General features: G+C 57.2%; 21 protein-coding genes and 1 pseudogene. 14 read left to right on the top strand and 8 right to left on the bottom strand.

Annotation, left to right across the window (positions count from 1 at the left end; genetic code table 11):
* Positions 1-39 precede the first annotated feature (39 nt).
* Together ACVC5H_RS25240 and ACVC5H_RS25235 are read right to left on the bottom strand one after the other, a co-directional pair.
* Positions 40-384: a DUF1840 domain-containing protein gene (locus ACVC5H_RS25240; RefSeq protein WP_489620393.1), complete on the bottom strand. Its 345-nt coding sequence runs from the start codon at positions 382-384 to the stop codon at positions 40-42.
* 173 nt (positions 385-557) lie between these two features.
* The gene (locus ACVC5H_RS25235; protein WP_489620392.1) at positions 558-1,088 is read right to left on the bottom strand and encodes a hypothetical protein; all 531 of its coding nucleotides are present in this window, start codon (positions 1,086-1,088) and stop codon (positions 558-560) included.
* Positions 1,089-1,228: 140 nt separating this feature from the next.
* On the opposite strand from ACVC5H_RS25235, the gene ACVC5H_RS25230 reads away from it, so the two are divergent.
* Complete coding sequence (locus ACVC5H_RS25230) at positions 1,229-3,235, top strand: OPT family oligopeptide transporter (protein WP_489620391.1); 2,007 nt, start codon at positions 1,229-1,231, stop codon at positions 3,233-3,235.
* Positions 3,236-3,262: 27 nt separating this feature from the next.
* Here ACVC5H_RS25230 and ACVC5H_RS25225 read toward each other — a convergent pair.
* Positions 3,263-4,510 (bottom strand): annotated as a pseudogene (locus ACVC5H_RS25225) (YifB family Mg chelatase-like AAA ATPase); the annotation flags it as partial.
* A gap of 58 nt (positions 4,511-4,568) precedes the next feature.
* Here ACVC5H_RS25225 and ACVC5H_RS25220 point away from each other — a divergent pair.
* A complete protein-coding gene (locus ACVC5H_RS25220; protein WP_209585377.1) occupies positions 4,569-5,795 on the top strand; it encodes an IS256 family transposase in 1,227 nt (408 codons plus the stop codon).
* Between the two features lie 60 nt (positions 5,796-5,855).
* Here ACVC5H_RS25220 and ACVC5H_RS25215 read toward each other — a convergent pair whose 3' ends face one another.
* A complete protein-coding gene (locus ACVC5H_RS25215) occupies positions 5,856-6,479 on the bottom strand; it encodes a hypothetical protein (RefSeq protein WP_489620390.1) in 624 nt (207 codons plus the stop codon).
* A gap of 358 nt (positions 6,480-6,837) precedes the next feature.
* Here ACVC5H_RS25215 and ACVC5H_RS25210 point away from each other — a divergent pair, with 358 nt between their 5' ends.
* A complete protein-coding gene (locus ACVC5H_RS25210) occupies positions 6,838-7,902 on the top strand; it encodes a beta family protein (RefSeq protein WP_489620389.1) in 1,065 nt (354 codons plus the stop codon).
* Here ACVC5H_RS25210 and ACVC5H_RS25205 read toward each other — a convergent pair.
* Positions 7,889-8,452, bottom strand: a complete 564-nt coding sequence (locus ACVC5H_RS25205; protein WP_489620388.1) for a sce7726 family protein — start codon at positions 8,450-8,452, stop codon at positions 7,889-7,891. The genes ACVC5H_RS25210 and ACVC5H_RS25205 overlap by 14 nt on opposite strands.
* A gap of 42 nt (positions 8,453-8,494) precedes the next feature.
* On the opposite strand from ACVC5H_RS25205, the gene ACVC5H_RS25200 reads away from it, so the two are divergent.
* The 6 genes from ACVC5H_RS25200 (at position 8,495) to ACVC5H_RS25175 (ending at position 13,573) form a co-directional block, all read left to right on the top strand.
* The gene (locus tag ACVC5H_RS25200) at positions 8,495-8,929 is read left to right on the top strand and encodes a hypothetical protein (RefSeq protein ID WP_489620387.1); all 435 of its coding nucleotides are present in this window, start codon (positions 8,495-8,497) and stop codon (positions 8,927-8,929) included.
* Positions 8,930-8,931: 2 nt separating this feature from the next.
* Complete coding sequence (locus ACVC5H_RS25195; protein WP_489620386.1) at positions 8,932-9,957, top strand: hypothetical protein; 1,026 nt, start codon at positions 8,932-8,934, stop codon at positions 9,955-9,957.
* Between the two features lie 12 nt (positions 9,958-9,969).
* Positions 9,970-10,605, top strand: a complete 636-nt coding sequence (locus tag ACVC5H_RS25190) for a hypothetical protein (RefSeq protein ID WP_489620385.1) — start codon at positions 9,970-9,972, stop codon at positions 10,603-10,605.
* A gap of 480 nt (positions 10,606-11,085) precedes the next feature.
* Positions 11,086-11,244, top strand: coding sequence for a hypothetical protein (locus ACVC5H_RS25185; RefSeq protein ID WP_489620384.1), 159 nt, complete (start codon positions 11,086-11,088; stop codon positions 11,242-11,244).
* The gene (locus tag ACVC5H_RS25180) at positions 11,241-11,990 is read left to right on the top strand and encodes a hypothetical protein (RefSeq protein ID WP_489620383.1); all 750 of its coding nucleotides are present in this window, start codon (positions 11,241-11,243) and stop codon (positions 11,988-11,990) included. The genes ACVC5H_RS25185 and ACVC5H_RS25180 overlap by 4 nt, the downstream gene beginning before the upstream one ends.
* A 926-nt stretch (positions 11,991-12,916) precedes the next feature.
* On the top strand, positions 12,917-13,573 hold the full coding sequence (locus ACVC5H_RS25175; protein WP_489620382.1) for a DUF2971 domain-containing protein: 657 nt from the start codon (positions 12,917-12,919) through the stop codon (positions 13,571-13,573).
* Positions 13,574-13,691: 118 nt separating this feature from the next.
* On the opposite strand, the gene ACVC5H_RS25170 is transcribed toward ACVC5H_RS25175, so the two are convergent.
* Positions 13,692-14,018 carry a helix-turn-helix transcriptional regulator gene (locus ACVC5H_RS25170; RefSeq protein WP_489620381.1) on the bottom strand — a complete coding sequence of 109 codons (327 nt, stop codon included), beginning with the start codon at positions 14,016-14,018 and terminating at the stop codon, positions 13,692-13,694.
* 487 nt (positions 14,019-14,505) lie between these two features.
* Here ACVC5H_RS25170 and ACVC5H_RS25165 point away from each other — a divergent pair, with 487 nt between their 5' ends.
* Positions 14,506-15,099 (top strand): HAD family hydrolase, encoded by a 594-nt coding sequence (locus ACVC5H_RS25165; protein ID WP_489620380.1) that lies wholly within the window; start codon positions 14,506-14,508, stop codon positions 15,097-15,099.
* Between the two features lie 192 nt (positions 15,100-15,291).
* Here the strand turns inward: ACVC5H_RS25165 and ACVC5H_RS25160 are convergent, their stop codons facing one another.
* On the bottom strand, positions 15,292-15,519 hold the full coding sequence (locus tag ACVC5H_RS25160; protein WP_489620379.1) for a magnesium chelatase domain-containing protein: 228 nt from the start codon (positions 15,517-15,519) through the stop codon (positions 15,292-15,294).
* Between the two features lie 73 nt (positions 15,520-15,592).
* Positions 15,593-15,838 (bottom strand): accessory factor UbiK family protein, encoded by a 246-nt coding sequence (locus ACVC5H_RS25155; RefSeq protein WP_008334075.1) that lies wholly within the window; start codon positions 15,836-15,838, stop codon positions 15,593-15,595.
* Positions 15,839-16,259: 421 nt separating this feature from the next.
* On the opposite strand from ACVC5H_RS25155, the gene ACVC5H_RS25150 reads away from it, so the two are divergent.
* The 4 genes from ACVC5H_RS25150 to gshA all read left to right on the top strand — a co-directional run bounded on the left by ACVC5H_RS25150 (position 16,260) and on the right by gshA (position 20,646).
* Entirely contained in the window at positions 16,260-17,039 is a 780-nt protein-coding gene (locus ACVC5H_RS25150; RefSeq protein WP_489620378.1) for a TorF family putative porin, read from the top strand.
* Positions 17,040-17,051: 12 nt separating this feature from the next.
* Positions 17,052-17,390 (top strand): P-II family nitrogen regulator, encoded by a 339-nt coding sequence (locus ACVC5H_RS25145; protein ID WP_006713297.1) that lies wholly within the window; start codon positions 17,052-17,054, stop codon positions 17,388-17,390.
* 15 nt (positions 17,391-17,405) lie between these two features.
* Positions 17,406-18,941: an ammonium transporter gene (locus ACVC5H_RS25140; protein ID WP_489620377.1), complete on the top strand. Its 1,536-nt coding sequence runs from the start codon at positions 17,406-17,408 to the stop codon at positions 18,939-18,941.
* 406 nt (positions 18,942-19,347) lie between these two features.
* Positions 19,348-20,646 (top strand): glutamate--cysteine ligase, encoded by a 1,299-nt coding sequence (gene gshA, locus ACVC5H_RS25135; RefSeq protein ID WP_489620376.1) that lies wholly within the window; start codon positions 19,348-19,350, stop codon positions 20,644-20,646.
* Positions 20,647-20,675 lie beyond the last annotated feature (29 nt).

Here is a 20,675-nt window from a genome sequence, read left to right as displayed (position 1 = left end):
GCGGCCGGCGCAGCAGAGGCGCCGGCACTTGCGAGGGGATCAGACGCCCCAGAGGATGTCGTAATTGCCCTTCTTGGCTTCGCGCAGCATGTCCAGCAGCGGATAGGCGCGTGCCGAGAAGCTGACCGGCTCGATCTTTTCGTGGTGGTGGTCCTCGACGTCGCCGTTGTGATGGGCGTTGACGTCGCGCGCCAGCGCTTCGGCGGCTTCGTGGGCCTTGCTGGCGTTGATCTGCTGTTCCAGCACGGCGATGGCGTCAGCGGCCTCGGCGGCGGTGATCACGCCACGTGCAGGATCCTTGTGCAGCAGGTCCAGGATGGGTTTGGCGTGCGATTCGTACATCACCACATCGGCGGCCGCTTTTGATTTGAATGTGATCAGCATATTTCCTCAGGGTCTTTGGATGAAAACGTTTTTTGGGGCGCGCTTGCCAGTGGCGGCGCGCGGGAAATGCGCTGCAGACTGCATCCGCATTTCTGCGGGAATGCCCGTTTGGAGTGACGGACAGGACAAGAATACTCCGGTAGCCGGAATTTTGTCATCCGGGTCGGCCCCGCTCAGGTTGGTTTGAAAGAGCTGAAAAAGGTTTCAATATTTTCCTCGGTGAAGGCCTTTTCGTCCCCCACGATGAGAATCTGGTACACCCGCCGCTCGCGCACGGCCAGCCGTGCCACCAGCCGTAGCGGCCGGCCGCGGGCCACGCCACGGGCGTCGAGGTCGAGGGTGCGGGCAAATCCATCGGTCTTGCCCGGCCATGCCGGCGTACCCTGCGGCTGGCCGGTGATGTTGTTGAGCAGGGCGGTGCGCATGGCTTCCAGCGCCCGGTTGGCGGCGGCGGCATCGGGCAGTTCGGCCGTGCCCACGGCGAAGGTGAGGCCGTCGACCTCGGCGGCGGTCATGCTCATGTCGGCCTTGGGGCCGTCCAGGTCGACCGGGCGCGTCACGCTGGCTGGTTTGGCTGGCAGCAACACCACGAAATGGGCCGCACCGTTGCCGGCATCGCTGGCTTCGCGCCAGTTGTAGCGCGGCGAACAGGCCGCCAGGCACAGGCAGGCCAGCAACAGCGGGATACGTGCAAAACGGTACATGGCAACGGTCCGAAAGGGCGGGAGACCATCATAACAAAGGCGGTTTTTGGCCGATATGAAGCAAAATCCGCGATTGTCCGATAGCCGCCAGGCAATTCTTGCAGTATAAGAACGCATCTCAACGGACTCCCTCGCCCGATATGAACAACCATACCTCCTCCGGCCTGCCGGAACTGACCCTGCGCGGCATGCTGCTGGGCGCGCTCATCACGGTGGTGTTTACCGCCTCCAACGTGTACCTGGGCCTCAAGGTCGGCCTGACCTTTTCCTCGGCGATTCCCGCCGCCGTCATCTCGATGGCCGTGCTGCGCCTGTTTTCCAATGCCAACATCCTGGAGAACAACATGGTGCAGACCCAGGCCTCGGCGGCCGGGACGCTCTCGTCCATCATCTTCATCCTGCCCGGCCTGGTCATGATGGGCCACTGGCAGGGCTTTCCCTTCCTGCAGACGCTGGGCATCTGCGCCGCCGGCGGCATGCTGGGGGTGATGTTTTCCATCCCGCTGCGCCGGGTGATGGTGGTGCAAAGCACGCTGCCCTATCCGGAAGGCGTGGCGGCCGCTGAAATCCTGCGCGTGGGCAGTGCCGACGCCGACGGCGGCGAGGAAACCCGGCGTGGCCTGCGCGACATCCTCTTCGGCGGCACCCTGGCTGCAGTCTTCAGTGTGGTGGCCAGCGGACTGAAGCTTTTTGCCGAAAGCATGAGCCTCTGGTTCACTGCCGGTGCCTCGGTGGTGCGCCTGACCATGGGCTTTTCGCTGGCGCTGGTGGGGGCGGGCTACATGATCGGCATCGTTGCCGGCATCGCCATCCTGATCGGCCTGGTGATCGCCTGGGGCGTAGCAGTGCCTTACCTGACGGCCGTGACCCCGCATGCCGCCGACGTGGCCATCGCGGACTTTGCCAATGGTTTGTGGAAAAGCCAGGTGCGCTTCATCGGTGCCGGCATGATCGGCGTGGCGGCGGTCTGGACCCTGGCCACGCTCTTCAAGCCCATGCTCGAAGGCGTCAAGGCCTCGCTGTCGACGCTATCGCGGCGCCAGCAGGGCAGCACCGAGCGCACCGACCAGGACCTGTCGCCGCGCTGGATCATCGTGATCAGCCTGGCCATGATCGCGCTGCTGGCGGTGGTGTTTGCGTCCTTCCTTTCCAAGGCACCGGTCTCGCCGGCGCTCTTCATCGGGCTGATCGTCTATGCGGTGGTGTTTGCCTTCGTGTTCGGCTTCCTGGTGGCGGCGGCCTGCGGCTACATGGCCGGGCTGATCGGTTCTTCCTCCAGCCCGATCTCGGGCATTGGCATCGTGGCGGTGATCCTGGTGTCGGTGCTGCTGCTGGTCTCGGGTGCGGTCGACCCGCTGCTGGCTACGCCCGAAGGCAGCAAGCTGGCCATCGCGGTGGCGCTGTTCGTGACGGCGGCCATCATTGCGGTCGCGGCCATCGCCAACGATAACCTGCAAGACCTCAAGACCGGCCAGCTGGTCGGTGCCACGCCCTGGCGCCAGCAGGTGGCGCTGCTGATCGGCTGCGTGGTGGGTGCGCTGATCATCCCGCCGGTACTGAACCTGCTCTACAACGCCTACGGCTTCACCGGCGCCCTGCCGCGCGCCGGCATGGATGCCGCGCAAGCGCTGGCCGCGCCGCAAGCCACGCTGATGACGGCCATCGCGACCGGCATCTTCACCCGTGAGCTGAACTGGACCATGTTGAGCGTGGGTGTGGCGCTGGGCATCGTGCTCATCGTCATCGACTGGCTGCTGGCCCGCCGTGGCGGTGTGGCGCGCCTGCCGGTGCTGGCCGTGGGTATCGGCATCTACCTGCCGCCGATGGTCAGCAGTGCCCTGTTCCTGGGGGCCGTATTGGGCTGGCTGATCGAACGTGGCCTGCGCCGCCGTGCACTGGCGGCCGGGATGGACCTGGACGCCTATGCCGACAAGCCGCGCCAGCGCGGCATTCTGGTGGCCTCCGGCCTGATCGTGGGAGAGAGCCTGGTGGGCGTGCTGCTGGCGGCCATCATCGGCGTTACCGGCAAGGATGCGCCGCTGGCGGTGGTGTCGGGTGCGTTTGAATCGACCGGGCAGTGGTTGGGGCTGGCCGCAGTGGTGGTGGTGCTGATCGCGTTTGCGCGGCGCATTTTGCCGGCACGCTGATTTCCCGTTTGGCACGAGGGCGCAGGCTCAATGTCCGGCCAGCGCCCGCCTGTACTGGATCGCCTCGGCCACCTGGGCCTGGCCGATCAGGTCCGAGTCGGCCAGGTCGGCAATCGTGCGCGCCAGCTTCAGCACCCGGTGATAGGCCCGCGCCGACCAGTTCAGCCGCAGCATGGCCGCTTGCAGCAGTTGGGCAGCGGCCGCGTCATGCTGGCAGATCCGGTCGATCTCGCTGCCGCTGAGCTGGCTGTTGGGTTTGCCCTGCCGCTGCAATTGACGTTCAAAGGCATTCGCCACGCGCTCGGCAATGGCGGCGCTGGCTTCGCCCGGCTGCTGGGCCGCCAGTTCGGCCGGACTCAGTGCGGCCACCTGCAATTGCATGTCGATGCGGTCCAGCAGCGGCCCCGACAGGCGTGCCTGGTAGCGTTTGACGACCTCCGGCGTGCAGCGGCAGCGCCCCGCCGCATCCCCCAATAACCCGCACGGGCAAGGATTCATCGCCGCGATCAGCTGGAACCGCGCGGGAAACTGTGCCTGCCTGGCCGCCCGCGAGATGAGGATGTGTCCCGATTCCATCGGCTGACGCAACACGTCGAGCACGCTGCGGGGATACTCTGCGATCTCGTCCAGGAACAAGACGCCATGATGGGCCAGCGAAATCTCGCCCGGCCGCGGCGTGCTGCCGCCCCCGACCAGCGCTACGGCGGATGCCGTGTGATGCGGGGCGCGGTAGGGGCGCTGCTGCCAGTGGGCGATGTCGAAACTGCCGGTCAGCGACTGCACGGCAGCCGACTCCAGCGCCTGCTCCTGCGTCATCGGCGGCAGGATGCCGGGAAAGCGCGTGGCCAGCATGGACTTGCCTGCTCCGGGCGGGCCGACCAGCAGGATGCTGTGATTGCCGGCGGCCGCGACCTCCATGGCCCGCCGCGCCTGCAGCTGCCCCTTGATGTCGCTGAAATCGGGATACACCGGCGCGCCAGTGGCCGCCCGCGCCTGATGCCGCTGCAATCGCGCCGCTGCATCGCGCGTGCTGAAGTGATTGCAGACCTCCAGCAGCGAGGTAGCCGGCAGGATGTGGGCCTGCGGCACCAGCGCCGCTTCATCCGCATTGGCAGCCGGCACGATGAAGCTGCGCGGGCGGCTTTGGCCGTGTTCGTCCCCCTGCATCGCGCAGGCCATGGCCAGGGCACCGCGTATGGGCAGCAACTGGCCTGAGAGCGACAGCTCGCCGGCATATTCATGGTCATCGAGCCGGTCGCCCGGGATCGGGCCTGTACATAATTTTGTGTAAACGGACTATTGGCAGGAAACTGTCGCCTTGTCCGGAGCCACAATGAGTAAAAAGAAACACGACGTACCCGAAGAATTACTGGCTGGATTGCTAGCCAATTACAAGAATCCCGAAGATTTAATAGGTGAAGAAGGCCTGTTGAAGCATCTCACCAAGCTGGTGGTGGAACGAGCCCTGGAAGCCGAGCTGAGCGAGCACCTGGGCCATGAGAAGCACGGGAGCGTAGCCAATGAGTCGGGCAATACCCGAAACGGCAAGAGTCGCAAGACGCTCAAGGGCGAATTTGGCGAGTTGCCAATCGAAGTTCCTCGGGACCGTCATGGCAGCTTCGAACCGAAGCTGGTAACCAAGCATCAGACGCGCTGGGCCGGCTTCGACGACAAGATTATTTCGCTGTATGCCCGTGGCATGACAGTAAGAGAGATTCAGGCGCACCTGGAAGAGATGTATGGAACCGAGGTGTCACCCAGCCTGATTTCATCGGTCACTGACGCCGTTGTCGATGAAGTCAAAGCCTGGCAAGCCAGGCCATTGAATCCAATTTATCCCATCGTTTATCTGGACTGTATCCATGTCAAAGTGCGTGAAGGAACGGTGCGAGTAAAAGCCGTCTACCTGGCCATCGGCATCACCATGGACGGTGAGAAGGAGGTGTTGGGACTGTGGCTAGCGCAAACGGAAGGCGCCAAGTTCTGGCTACAGGTTGTCACTGAGCTGCGTAATCGGGGCGTGCAAGATATCTTCATCGCTTGCGTTGACGGCTTGAAGGGCTTCCCGGATGCCATCGAAGCTGTGTTCCCGAAGACCACGGTGCAGCTGTGTATCGTCCACATGGTCCGGCACAGCTTGAATTACGTCTCATGGAAACGACGTCCGGAGGTGGCGGCTGACCTACGATTGATTTACCAGTCGGCAACCGCCGAAGAAGCCGAACTCCGACTCGGTGAATTCGAAGAGAAATGGGATGCAGAGTATCTGCCTATCGGCCAATCCTGGCGGCGCAACTGGCCCCGTCTGATTCCGTTCTTCGACTTCCCACCAGAGATTCGAAAGGTCATCTATACGACCAATGCCATCGAGTCGGTCAACATGAGTTTGCGCAAGCTGACTAAGAACCGGGGCTCGTTCCCCAGCGATGAGGCGCTGATTAAACTCTTCTTCCTGGCCCTGCGCAACATCAGTAAAAAGTGGACGCTGCCCATCCGAGATTGGAAAGCTGCACTGACTCGGTTTACTATCCAGTTCGGTGAACGTATCTCTATGAATTAAACGAAATCCCGTTTACACAAAAAATCGGACACGCCCTTTGGCCAAGCCAAGCGCGAGGGCTCAACTCACTAAGAAATAGAGCGGCCGATAGCCGCCAAAGTAGCTGAATGGGCTACCGGGGAACATTCCGGCACTTGCAGATTTGATCTCCCTGATTGTTCTCATGATTTCACGAAGGTCCAGCGGGCGTGCCTGTTGCTTGAGCAGTTGCATTACTTCGGCATCACTGAAGGTGCGGGGAGGACGAAGGGCCGCGCCGTCGATATCCCCCTGTACCGTGACCATCAAGTAGGGTTCGACGCCTGGTGACAGACAGTCCAGAAGATCAACCCACACGAAACGTTCACAATCGGCTAACTCGAAAAAGTCTCGTGCGATCGGACAGCCAGCAATCGTCGCAATACCATGAAGACGTGCCTCTCTGGCGGTGCTAACCAGGGTGTCATTGAACTTGAAAAGGATGTGGGTATCGTCTGGTGATCTCAATTTAGGGCGGCGCGCATAGACGCAGAGAACCTCGAAATAACGACCAGCGTGCGCCTGGAGGGAGATGTTGGATCCTTCCCGTTTTGCCCAGGGATATAGAGGGATAACATGACGATAGTGTTTTTTCAGAATGGTGCGCATCCGTTCCACAAGTGCGTATTCCACCGTCTTCTCGGACGCAAAACTGGTCCAGTCCATTTTCCCCCCTATCTTGACGGCTCGCCCGTGCCCTAGCTTGGGCCGATCGGTCTCTTACTTTCTCGGCTGAAAAGATGGCGCAGATCAATGTTTCCTGACGCCCTGTCGGAAATATTCCCACAAAATGGTAAATATTGGTTAAGTTTCAATAGCTGCCCCAGAGGGGGCAGGGTGGCAACTTTTATCCGAAATTTATATTTCTTAAAGGTAATCAGACAGGTCTGCACTCCTCCGGGAGACGGGCCTGTTAATTGCCGATTTCGGTGAGCTATTTGCAATTGTTCCGAGAGGCCGGCCAAAGTCCTTTGGCTATCAGCACCAACATGAGTTGTTAATCAATTAATTTTGGAGGGCGTATATGGCGAATAAATGGAAATACATGCCCATTTTGAAATGGAAAAAAGGAGAGCAACACGCAGTGAAGAAATTGAAGACGGCACAGTGGGATGGGCTCCTTCCCCTGCTGGAGTTGGACTCGATGCTGGTGGCGCCGGATGCGGCTTCCATTCGAGATGCATTGCCGGATTACGTCAAGAAGGTAGCGGAGCAAATCATTTACGCGGTGCCTGAGCATCAGACCATTGCGATCGACACAAGCTATGCCTGCGCGTCATATGGGCCGCAAGCCAATCTTTTATTTCAGGTCTATCATCTTCTCAATCGAGAGCTGCCCCATTTCATCATTCCCTCAATCTCGGCCAGCTGGATTCCACTTCTGCCGACCTTGACCGCCTCTCAGTTCAAAATACTCAGGGAGCTTCCTGAAATCGTCCTGCGTATCAGGACAGATTCTTTGCAGCCTACCCAGGTAGGGCCGACCATCGACGCTCTGGCGAAATTCGTTAAGCGCAAGCGCATTCACGTGATTCTGGATCAATATTCGCTCGTTGATCGCAAACCGGCTGACTGCGTGGCAAACATTACTCCTTATATTCAGGCCGCGCTGAGCGCGTCTATTGCCAGTGTCACCGTCGCCGGCGGCTCTTTTCCTGAAAATCTGACAGGTAAACAGCGCGGAGCGACGGATATCGTGCGCGTTGAATGGAAGGTGTGGGAGCGTCTCTTGGCGGATGGACTTGGTGGCAAGATCGCCTATGCGGACTATGCCGTAACGAACCCGATCCCCTTGGCTGAAGGCCTGGATGGGTCGAAGGTAAATCCGTCGATTGCCATTCGCTATGCAGGGCCTGATTTTTGGCGTCTGTACAAAGGCCTTCAGTTCAAGAAGGTAGCGAATCGTGGAGAATTGCGATCCTTGTCTACGCTGCTGGTCACTGATGCGGTGTATTCGGGCGCTTCGTTTAGTAATGGGGACGCGCAATATATGGCGTATTCCACAGGCCCAGATACGAACGGATCACCCTGGACATGGCGGCGCGATGCAACCAATCACCACATTGCCCTGACCGTCAATGCGCTATAGCCGTAGCGCGTTTTACAAGAGTCTGTTTGACGAACGACTTGATCGCTGCCAACGGGAGCGTTAGCGCGATCTGTTCCCACAGGACGTCTGAGGAGGCCCGCTTGGACCCGGGGGCCGCCTTGTCGTCCAGAAGTTGCAGAGCCTCATCCTTTCCGAGCATGGAGGCAAGGCTGAACGGATCCTGTTTGGCGTTCGTGCTGGCATCGCGCAGTTTCTCCAAAACAACCATCCCCTTCGCATCGCGTTGAGCGACCATCAGCCCCCACCAGGATGGGATCACCATTTGTGCTGCCTCGGCATGCTTGGGGCCGCAAACCAACGTAATTTCATCGAAGACCCGGTTGTACGAGTGAATCTGATTGGAAAAGCGCTGGAAGGTATCCGCGTCGCTTTTAATCTCGTAGCCGACCAAACGTTTGCCGATGACCGCAACGTCGATGCGCGAGGAGCCCTGCTCAATGCGCAGCTCTTCCTGCACGCTGGATGTCTTGGCGCGGCGGGCGAGCTGTTTCAGTAAGGCGGAGCGGATTTCGGTTTCGGAGATGTTCACGGTTGACTCGGGGCTTGCGTTGGATTTCGGCATAGAGTTATTATGCCGATTATGCCAAGAAAATCAAGCGTTCCAGAGGCTGATGTCGCGCTTCGCATTGCGGAGATTTCGGCCTATATTGAACAGGAAAATACCAATGTTTTCGCTCTTGCAAAAGCGGCTGGTGTTGAACAATCAGCTCTCACCCGATTTCTGAATGGGGAGCGAAAAAAGGTCACGCCCAGCGCGCGAAAAGTGTTGGGTTTTATTCATTCTCGGCATAATTGGCATAAACCCTCTATGTCAGGGAATGATACACTTCGAGCCGCGCCGTCACAGCAAGACCTTGCAGGTCTCGAGCTGATCAACGCGGCGGTAATGGAACTGTGGGATGGTGAACGCCGCACCGCCACAGTCATCGCATCACTAATATCGGCGCTCAAGCCAACATATAACATCGTCATGGCTGCGAGCTCGCAAGGCGCCAAGGGGAGCTGAACATGTCTGTTCAGAATGCAAAAATTATTTATGACCAGCTCAAGGCTTTTGGCCTGACGCGTGCGCAGGTGCGCAAGCTTCTGCCTGCCTGGTGGGTCCCCGAAGCAGAAAAGCATGCCGATGGCATCGCCGAGCTTTGCGCATTAATCGGCCGGCGTCTTAGTCTGGACGTCGGTGCGTTGATGAATGGCCAGGTCAAACGTAAAGCTGCAGCCTCGCTCGCCTACAAGCATCGCGTGGATGCGACGCCTCAATCCTTGCAGGGCGCGACATCTATCGCGCTGTCGTTGGCTGGCGCTGTCTGTGAAGCAATCAAAATACCATACATACCGATTTCAACCTCCTCCGAAGTCTTCGCGGAGCAGGTGCGTAAGGCTGGCGATGGCCTTGTCGGTCTGCGCTCCCTGATTTCTACCTGCTGGGCGATGGGTATTCCGGTAGTCCCGATGCCGAATCTTCCGGTGGGGCTACGCAAGATGGATGGCGCCGTCATCAACGTCAATAACCGGCCGGTCATTTTGATTTCGAAGAAGAAATCTTCCCAAGCTTGGCTGGCCTTCATCGTCGCGCACGAGATCGGTCATATTGGCCGTGGCCATCTTGATCGAAACAGCTCCATCATTGATGTGTCCCTGCAGGAGCAAGCCACCTATGAAACTGATGCCGAGGGGGATCAGCAAGAACGGGAAGCTGACGAATACGCCTTGGGCTTGCTCGGTGGTGCCGCACTCGAGGAAGTCGTCTCGCAGTGGTCTTTCAGGGCATCGCCGGCAGAAATTGCGGTCAATGCGCGCACATCGTATAGAAGCTTGGGGGTTGAGACGGGGCATCTCGTGTTGCGATATGCGTTCCGGACAAAGCGCTGGCCAGAAGCCATATCGGCACTCAAATATCTGAAAGAGGATTCAGATGCCGAGGCAGTCATGCGAGAGGCGCTGTTAGCGAATCTGGACTTCAACCTCATCGCAGACGACTTGCAGGATCTGGTATTGCAAGTCACCGGCATCGAAGAAAGCATGGTCGACTAACGGGGGCCGGGCATGCTTTTCCTTGATGCTGATGCGCTTAGCAAGCTCGCGCACTGGAATATTCTGCCTTTGCTACCCAATCTTCTTGGGTTTCCCTGGAGTGAGATCACCACGATCACGTCACTACGCTTCAGGGCGCATGCGGCAGTCGCCAAGCCGGACAGAAAGCTTTTTCATACCTCAGCAGCTGCTCAAGCAGCTGTGGACTGTATCGCCCAGACCGCTCCCTGCCCTGTCCCCGATGCTGAAACACTGGAGGCTTTCTCAAACGTTCCCCAGATTGATGCTGGCGAGGCAGTCTTGTTTTCCTTGGTCATGGCCCAGCCTGGTGCGCGATTGCTCACAGGTGACAAACGTGCCTTGCGGGCATTGGCGAAACATCCGCTTGCAGCCAACTTCGACGGCAAGATAATTTGTGTTGAGCAGGTCATGAAGCTCGCCCTAGAGGCGTACGGGCGCGAGTGGCTTCTCACCAATGTTGGTCCTCAGGTGCAAATTGATCAGGCAGCAGCCATCATCTTGGGAAGCCGGCAAGACGCGCCTCTCGAACAGCTCAACGACGCACTTCACTCTTACATTGCTGAAATGATCGGTCTGAAAGACCCTTCATTACTTTGGATGCCGGGAACAGAGCGGGCGCCGTGGTGAGCCTACCTAGCTGACACTATACGGAAGTGGAACGGGGAGTTGTCCATGCGCGAGGTGCAGGCGGCCAGTGGTGAAATCTCGAGTCCAAACTATTGGCACAATCGCATGCAACATGTGGCATCGAGACGTCTGTCGATGAAGGTTCTAGCTCTTAACCGTCGACTTGGAGATATGGGAATGTTTGTTCTTTGTTAATTATTTTTGACCTCAGTGCTTTGTAGAAGCTTAATTGCGAATTTTGGTGAACTAAGATTTGGGGATTGAGAGCCGACGAGCCCCATTATGCTGGAAATAGCTGACGGTCTTATGCGGTTTGGTGAACTAAGAAGTACCAAAGAAACACTAATAAAAAATCGTATAACCAATTGAATCAAAAAGATAAAATTTTAAATATTGCCGGATGTCGACTGGAACTCTTTCTAGAAACAGGTGCACTAGCTAGATATTATTCGAAGCATGTCACTTCGAAAGGCTTCTGCCATGAGCGAGAAACTAATAACCGGTGCGCTGAGCGCAGTTACTAACGTCAAAGATCCCTCGATCCTGATAGCTCTCATCGCGCTTGCTGCGTTGGGGATTGTCGGCATGGCCATGTATGTCCTGCTTGTTGCATTGGATAAATTGGGGGGGAAGAAATGAGTCGTCCTGCCTACGCAAAACTACCTTCAGCCTGGGCACGAAGAAAGCCTACGCGAATTGAGCAGGTGCCGATCCCAACGACCGAGCCGGAGAGAGGCGCTCATGCTTACCTTCCCGTGGAGGAAGGCCTGACGATGTTGAAGTGGCGAGCGCATAAAAGTCATGCGAGTGCTGCCTTGCTAGTGTTGTTTGCTTTGTCGATCATTTCGAACAAAGCACAGCGCAAAGACGGTTTAAGAAAGACTGACCTGGTTCAGGCGACCTACGAGGAAATTCAGGCGGTCGCCCCGCTATCTCGGAAATTGGTATGCGAAGGCCTGAAGCTGCTGCATACGGTCGGTGCCATTAGCTCCGAACGGTACGGAAACCGCAGCATTTATCATCTACTTGGGATCGACGAAGGTGGGCAATGGTGCGAGTTGCCTCAGCAGCATCTGTTGAACAGCTTCAGCTTCATGCATCGATTTGGCCCGTTCGTGGATCAAATAAAAAGGCCGACGACCCTGCATGCCTTGAAGCTCTATATGCTCCTTTTGACCTTCAGGAACAGTCACCTCAATGCGACGCGCATGAGCTACGACACGATCGCTGAATACACGGGGCTGAGACGCGAAGAAATCTCCACGGCCGTCCTTTTGTTAATAGGTGCGCAGCTCTGCCGCATGGCGACAGACCAGGAGGTGGAGGTACGAAAAGGCGATCGGACCCATAATCGCTACATTGTCATGGGATTGAGCGCTTCCTGAATGTGATTGGCCATACTGACGACAAATTGCCTGACGGCACCTGGGCAGGTGGTTGGAGTATAGTTGTTGGCAAAACGGCAATTGTGTGTTAATATTTCAATTATGTTTTAGTACAGTCTTCCCTCAAGGGAGAGGTGCTGGCGGTTCGAATCCGTCGCTGCTGATACCTGCCATGTTGTTTCTGACTTGCTTTGCCTTAGCTATCCCTTGGGATCACTACGGGCTCATCTTCAACGCAATTCTCAACTTTATGGAAGGATCTAACATGGACACACACACCATCTCAGCAGTTATCCCCGCAGTCTCGTCCGCATTTTTTGGCAGTACATGCTCACTAATGGCAGGCTTGGCAGCGAACGGCATTAGCCCTCACCTACAAAAAGCCCTGACTCTGTCGGGGCTTTTTCACATCTAGCCGGCAAAGTTCGCTAGATCGATGCCGAATTTCTCCATGTGCGTGGATTTCTTGACTCCGCCAAGCTGGGGGAGATCTTCTATCAGACGTACGAGAAACTGGGACCTGGCGCAACGAAGATTGCGCTGTTCAACAGATGAATCCATGCTTGTAGGTTTGATCCGCGATCACGTGCAAAGTCTTGATCTACTCTTGTGCGCCGGCCAAAATCTGCATTTCGCACCGAACCGCCAGGCTGTGTACGCGAAGTAGTTCAACGCACCCCGCTGCACACCATTTTCTGACACTCTCCTCTGTCACCTCCAAGTGTCCTTGAAATGCCGAATGTCGTCCGTGAAGAAATCCCTGGTTCAGACAACAGTCACGATATACCTCATCATCAAGACCTCAGGTTAGGTGAGAAGGCACATTACTAGCGGAAATACGTAAAATTTGAAGAGATCAAATGCAACACGCTCGGGGAAATGAAATGGTTACGGTGTCATCAGGTTCTGGAAGACTCTATCGGATCTTGGACTTCACTCGTGTTGTCCAAATCTTTGAAAGGAAAAATCTTTACTTTGCCCACCCCAGTGTCTGGGATGACCCTTACGAACAGCGAATTGATCATCAGAGCAGCCACGCTTTGTTCGCTCAATGCTGGTGCCAGCTTGGGGTTTCCGACGCAATGTGGCGGATTTACTCGCCAAATCACATGGGGGTCAGAATTGCGACTACCAAGGCGAAATTGTCGAAGGCGATTGTCGCTGCTTGCAAGGACCAGGGCTATCGATGGAGAGGAAGCCCTGTTGAATATTTGCGTAATCGAGATTTGGAAATGCGCGTTCAGGACATCACTAGTTCTCTGAAAAAGAAATTCAGCTTAGATACGGCAGCAAAATTTCTCTACATGAAACGAGAGGCGTTCAATCATGAGGCGGAGTGGCGTGCAACAATTTACTGTCCTGATTTGAAGCGGGATCAGATACAAGCTGGGATCAATATATCTGTCGATCCCCACGAGCTTATCGACAATATTCTTCTCGATCCGCGGGCACCCAAGGAGCTGATAGACGCGTTCACATACTACTTTGAAAAGAAGTTGAAATTTAAGGGGAAGGTATCGCGTTCTGTGCTTTATAAATCACCGCGCCGGATCCAACTTGTCGATGGAGATGTGCAAGCGTGATGCCGCAGGATGTCGTCGTGACACCACATCTGGCTATGCGCATAGTTGTGAATTCGCGCGCATATTTAGGAATTTTTTGGAGGTTTTGGCGCATCTTGCGCGCCTACCAACGAGTTCGTTACTTGCCGATAGCGCTATGCAGATAGCCCACCAACTTCGCTAGATCAGCGTCAGTCAGTTTGCCTGATAAGCGAATCACTTCCGCGAGTTTGTCGTTGGGTTCGAATAGGTAGCTCACGGGGATATCCATTGCGTCCGCTATACGGAGCGCTGTCCCGTGATCCGGTTGGTGAATTCCCCGTTCATACTGATTAATTCTAGGGCTTGCTGAAGCTTCGTCTATACCCGCCGCTACTCCCAGGGCGAACTGGCTAAGGCCGGCCGCCAACCTCGCGCTTTTCAGTCGCAGCGAGAAAACTAGTGAAGTATCTTTCCTTTGGGTCATCCTAAGAGTGTCTTAGGATGCTATTGACGATGTACTAAGACTTCCTTAGTATCCGCGTTGCTTTCAGTGCCCGTCGCACGGAGTTCTTCGTGGATGTCGATCCACCAAATTCAAAATCGAGTCGCTAGAGAACCCTTCAAAATGAACGTTTGTGATATTCGCCCGTTTTCCACATACATTGGGAGGGGCGGCACCTCAAAGAAAATTAAGAAAATTTCGATGAAGGTGGATGGCAGCCTATCGGTCGAATGGCGCCGCGTCGCAGGGAATAGCAATAATAGAGGCCTTCCTCTAAATGGCGCAGAGTCGATAGAACAGTTTGCTAGCTGGGCGAAGCTGCTCGTAGATACATGGTCAAGCGACTTGGCACATCACGTTTTCGATTCCGCTGGCGCTCCTCAAAATCCAAGAACCAACGATAGGGATGAGAGAGCCAATCTAGCTCAATAGTGAGAAACGCGTTCTACATTACCGAGAAACTCAAAACGTGAAATTGATAGCAATTGATGCAGATGGCGTGTTGCTGAATTATCACGCCGCTTATGGTTTTGCCTGGGCGCGTGCATTCGGAGAGTTGCCTGAAATCCGAAACGCCAATGCCTATTGGCCCATGGATTACTGGAAAGTCGAACGGCTGTCCGGGGCAAAGTATCTACACTTTAGAGCTCAGTTCGATGAGTTATTTTGGAGATCTATACCTCCGCATGAGGGTGCGCTGGAAGCCTGTCTTGATCTACAACGTGCGGGATATGAGTTGGTTTGCGTCAGTGCTTTGGACAATCGGTTTTTGTCAGCACGGGAACAGAATTTACTAGATATAGGTTTCCCAATACAGCACGTTTATTGCACCGATGGAAAAGATGGGCCAATCAGCCCAAAAGCGAATGTACTACAGGAGTTGATGCCGATCGCCTTCGTCGACGATTACCTGCCATACATGCGTCAGATACCTCTCCAGACGCATGCTGCACTAATCACCCGTGGTACTGATGGAAGCCCCAACCAAGGTGCTGATCTAGCCCTTATTGATTCCCGACATTATTCGTTATTCCACTTTGCACAGTGGTGGCTCAGCCGATAGATATTCCTCTTCCAAAAAAGGGCGACCGACTCTAGCTTCTAATGGCGATTATGTTGATTTTCTCGCCGAGGCTCTCGTTTTATAGCCAGAATGAAAAAAGTCCACCGCAGTGACCTTATTCAAAAGTCATATATCTTTGTTGGGGGAGGCTACGCGAACTCTTATGTCAGCCTGGCAGTCGGACTACTCTGCTCATTTAGCGAATAAAAACACTTGACTACATTTGATGCGCCGTGCCGGGAACTCGAAACGGGCATTCTGCAAGGCCGCCCGCACGCGGTCACGGGCTTCCTTCACCTCGGCTTCGGGCAGCCCGACGATGGTAAAGGCCGGCAAGCCATTGGCCAGATGCACCTCGACCGTCACCGGTGGGGCGCTCATGCCGGCCAGGGCGCGGCTGCGCAAGACCGCCAGGCTCATCGCAATGCGCCTGGCAGCTTGTCAGAACAGAGTAGGGAAGGGGGAGGGAAAGAGAAAAGAGTCGTGGCCAGGATCATGGAGTCTGTTTTTGCTGAGCCTCAAGCTCGGCAACACGCGCTTCCAGCGCCTCCAGGCGGGCACGGGTCTTGGCCAGAACTTGGGCCTGGACGTCGAATTCCTCGCGCGTGACCAGGTCCAGCTTGGCAAAACCCTGACTCAGCATGGCCTTGACGTTCTTCTCGATGTCCTTGGCCGGAGAGTTCTCGATCGCCTTGTTGATCTTGGATTGCAGGTCTTCAAAAAATGGGGGCTTGTCCATGTCGGATCTCCTTGGCAGATAGCTGTGCTGCAAGTTTAGCGGTTTCCCGCCCATCCTCAAACCGCGATGCCCTGTTCTGACAGCAATTTTGTACACAGGTGCCGGATTGAAGCTGAATTTTCCTGCAGAAAATGCGCCGTCTTGGTGATCCCGGCCTGGCCCGCCGCCCGCGCACCAAAATGTGTTTGCCGCGTTCGATGCAGGATTGACAAAAAACAATCAATATCGCACCAATCACGTGCATTTCGGTGTTTCGTGCACTATTTTGAAGCTGTTCTCGAAAAAAATCGTTGCAAATCTCTGGATTCCCGCGAAAACAGAACTCTGCCTTGCCGATAAGACATGGCACGGCTCCTGCTAAAGGGTTGGGGCAAAGACAAAAAAAGACTTTATTGTTCAAACATAAACTAGAGGGAAAGTCATGAAGAAACTGATTCTTGCAACAGCCATCGCCGCATCCTTCGTTTCTACCGTGGCCCGCGCAGAGGACGCCAAGCCGGACAATGAACTGAGCTTCAACGCTGCCGTGGTGAGCGACTACCGCTACCGCGGCCTGACCCAGACCCGCTTCGACCCGGCCCTGCAGGTTGGCGCTGACTACACGCACAACCCGACCGGTCTCTATGCCGGCACCTGGCTGAGCACCATCAAGTGGATCAAGGACGCCGGCGCCCTCACCGGTACCGACACCAAGGGTAACGTCGAGTGGGACATCTACGGCGGCAAGCGCGGCGACATCGGCGGCGGCTTCACCTATGACGTCGGCGGCCTGTACTACTACTACCCCGGCAACACCCTGGCCAACAGCGGCGTGAAGAACGCCAACACCTTCGAACTGTATGGCCAGGTCGGCTATGGTCCGGCTTACTTCAAGTATTCCCAGGCGCTGACCAACCTGTTCGGCAACGTCAACAGCAAGTACAGCCAGTACTTCGACCTGGGTGCCAATATCGATACCTTCTACGGTGTGGTGCTGGGTCTGCACCTGGGTCGCCAGGAAGTGCGCGGCAACTCGCAGCTGAGCTACACCGACTGGAAGATCGGTCTGTCCAAGACCTTTGACGAGGCAGCCGGCATCACCCTGGGCCTGGCCTATGTCGGTACCGACCTGAAGGATGGTGTCTCCACCACCCCGGCGTCGGATGGTTTCAAGAACGTCGGCAAGGGCGGCGTTGTGTTCTCCATCAGCAAAACTTTCTAACAAGAGGTTCGTATGAAACTGATCACTGCGATCATCAAACCGTTCAAGCTGGATGAGGTGCGTGAAGCCCTCTCCGCGATCGGGGTGCAAGGCATCACCGTGACCGAAGTCAAGGGCTTCGGTCGTCAGAAAGGCCATACCGAGCTGTACCGGGGCGCCGAGTATGTGGTCGATTTCCTGCCCAAGACCAAGATCGAGGCCGCGGTGGACGACGCCATCGTCGAGCGCGCCCTGGAAGCCATCGAAACCGCCGCACGCACCGGCAAGATCGGTGACGGCAAGATCTTCGTCCAGGATCTGCTGGATGTGATCCGTATCCGTACCGGCGAAACCGGCAAAGACGCTCTGTAAAAAAGGGGAATTCTAATGAGCATGAAGAAAATGTTTTCCGGCGCGCTCGCCATTGGCGCGCTGTTGTTGGCGGTAGGTTTTACCGCTCCGGCCCAGGCGCAGGACGCGCCCAAGCCTGAAGCTGCAGCGGCTGCCGCCGCTGCCCCGGCCGCTGCTGCTCCGGCAGCGCCCAAGGCCGATGCGGCCGCTCCTGCTGCAGCAGCGCCGGCCGCTCCGGCGGCTGCCGCTGCCGCACCGGCACCGGTCCCCAACAAGGGCGACACTGCCTGGATGCTGATCTCGACCGCCTTCGTCATCCTGATGACCCTGCCGGGCCTGGGCCTGTTCTACGGCGGCCTGGTGCGCAGCAAGAACATGCTGTCGGTGCTGATGCAGTGCTTCATGATCTTCTCGCTGATCTACATCCTGTGGTTCGTCTACGGCTACAGCATCGCGTTCACCGAGGGCAATGCCTTCTTCGGTGGCTTCGAGCGCCTGTTCCTGCACGGCTTGACGGGGGACTCCAACACCGGCACCTTCAGCAAGGGCGTGGTGATTCCGGAACTGTCCTTCGTGGCCTTCCAGGGTGCGTTCGCCGCCATCACCGTGGCGCTGATCATCGGTTCCTTCGCCGAACGCGTGAAGTTCTCGGCCGTGATCCTGTTCTCGATCCTGTGGTTCACCTTCTCCTACCTGCCGATGGCCCACATGGTCTGGTTCTGGCCGGGTCCGGATGCCTTCACCGACGCTGCTGCCGCTGAAAAAGCGACCGCCATCTCGGGCTGGCTGTTCCAGAAGGGCGCGCTGGACTTCGCTGGCGGCACCGTGGTGCACATCAACGCCGCTATCGCTGGCCTGGTCGGTTCCTACGTGATCGGCAAGCGTATCGGTTTCGGCAAGGAAGCCTTCAAGCCCCATAGCCTGACCCTGACCATGGTCGGTGCCTCGCTGCTGTGGTTCGGCTGGTTCGGCTTCAACGCCGGTTCGGCCCTGGAAGCCAACGGCAGCGCTGCCCTGGCCTTCGTCAACACCATCCTGGCAACTGCTGCCGCCGTGCTGTCCTGGAGCTTCGGCGAATGGATCGGCAAGGGCAAGCCCTCCATGCTGGGTGCGGCTTCCGGTGCCGTCGCCGGCCTGGTGGCGATCACCCCGGCAGCTGGTTTCGTGGGCGTCATCGGCGCCGTGGTCATGGGCCTGATCGCTGGTCTGCTGTGCCTGTGGGGCGTGAGCGGCCTCAAGAAGATCCTGGGTTCGGACGACGCGCTGGACGTGTTCGGCGTGCACGGCGTGGGCGGCATCCTGGGTGCCCTGCTGACTGGCGTGTTCGCAGCCCCCAGCCTGGGCGGCACCGGCATCTACGACTACGTGACCAACGCTGTCGCTCCTGACTACTCCATCGGCGGCCAGGTCTGGATCCAGTTCCAGGGCGTGCTGACCACCGTGATCCTGTCGGGCGTGGTCTCCTTCATCGCCTACAAGATCGTCGATGTCGTCATCGGCCTGCGTGTGACCGAGGAAGAAGAACGCGAAGGCCTGGATATCTCCAGCCACGGCGAATCGGCTTACCACTAAGCATCTGTCGTACTGAGTCTGCAGTATTCCTTCGGGGCTGGAAACGGCCTCTTTATAAGGCGCCTTCGGGCGCCTTTTTTCGTTTGGATGCGCCGCTAGCTGAACAGAAGCGCATACTTGTCATACCGCCAAGTTGTCGCATTTTAGCCATTTCTTTCAGGAAAAACGGTTTCCTGATGCATTGCCGTGTCGTGGCCGGATAATTCCCGAGTATTTGAGTCGGACTCTTTAAAATGCCGCCATCATCGCCATTTGTACATTCCCAGCTACGCCTTTGCAGCGACCGTGGCCGGGTCCGGGCTTTGCTGAAATGGCAACAGCGGCGTCTACTGCGTCGCAACACGGTTTCAGGAATCCGCTAAAATCGACACTCGCTGCCGGCATTTATATATTGTTAAGGTCTTTTATGGTCCCGCATCTTGTCACCGCTCTGAATGGTCCCCTGCTGGAGCTGGAGAAGAAAATCCTGGGCGCCACGCCGGCCATCGAACGCTGGTTCCGCATGGAGTGGCAGGAGCACACGCCGCCCTTCTATTGCTCGGTCGACCTGCGCAATGCCGGTTTCAAGCTGGCGCCGGTCGATACCAACCTGTTCCCGGGCGGCTTCAACAATCTTTCGCCGGAAATGCTGCCGCTGGCCGTGCAAGCGGCCATGGCGGCCATCGAGAAATACTGTCCGGATGCGCGCAACCTGCTGCTGATCCCGGAAACCCAGCCCGGCAATACCTTTTACCTGCAAAACATCGGCCGGTTGATGCAGATCTTCCGCCAGACTGGCCTGAATGTCCGCCTGGGTACGCTGGCGCCGGGCGCCACCAAGCCGCAGCAGATCGAATTGCCGGATGGCACCCACATCACGCTGGAACCGCTGGAGCGCTCGGCCAATGGCCGCCGCCTGGGCTTGAAGAATTTCGATCCCTGTACCGTGCTGCTCAACAATGACCTCTCCAGCGGCATTCCTTCGGTGCTGGAAGGGCTACATGAACAAAGCGTCCTGCCGCCGCTGCACGCGGGCTGGGCGCTGCGCCGCAAGAGCAATCACTTTGCCGCCTACGATGAAGTGGTGAAGAAGTTTTCCAAAATGGTCGAGGTCGACCCGTGGATGCTCAACCCGCTCTTCGCCAAGGTCGGCGACATCGACTTCCAGGAAAACACCGGCACTGACGCGCTGGCCGACAGCGTCTCCTCGCTGTTGTCGAAGATCCGCAAGAAGTACAAGGAATACGGCATCAAGGAGCAGCCCTTCGTCTTCATCAAGGCCAATGCCGGCACCTATGGCATGGGCATCATGACGGTCAAGGATGCCAGCGAGATCAAGGATCTGAACCGCAAGCAGCGCACCGGCATGCTGGCCGGCAAGGAAGGGCTGGAGGTGTCGGAAGTGATCGTGCAGGAAGGCGTGCACTCCTTCGAACGCATCAACCAGGCCGTGGCCGAGCCGGTGGTCTACATGATCGACCGCTACGTGGTGGGCGGCTTCTACCGTGTGCATGCCGAGCGCGGCGTGAATGAAAACCTCAATGCGCCCGGCGCGCATTTCGTGCCGCTGGCCTTTGCCCAGCAACACGCCTTGCCGGACATGCACGCCAAGCCGGGCACGGCCGCGCCCAACCGTTTCTACATGTATGGCGTGGTGGCGCGGCTGGCGCTGCTGGCGGCTTCGGTAGAGATGGAAAAGACCGATCCCAACCCGGAAGTTTATTAAACACAGAGCCTGCGCCAGGCTCAACAGGA

The organism is Herbaspirillum sp. Her3 (genome assembly GCF_057961275.1).
The sequence above is the reverse complement of the archived record's forward strand: the minus strand, read 5'-3'. Positions and strand labels throughout refer to the sequence as shown.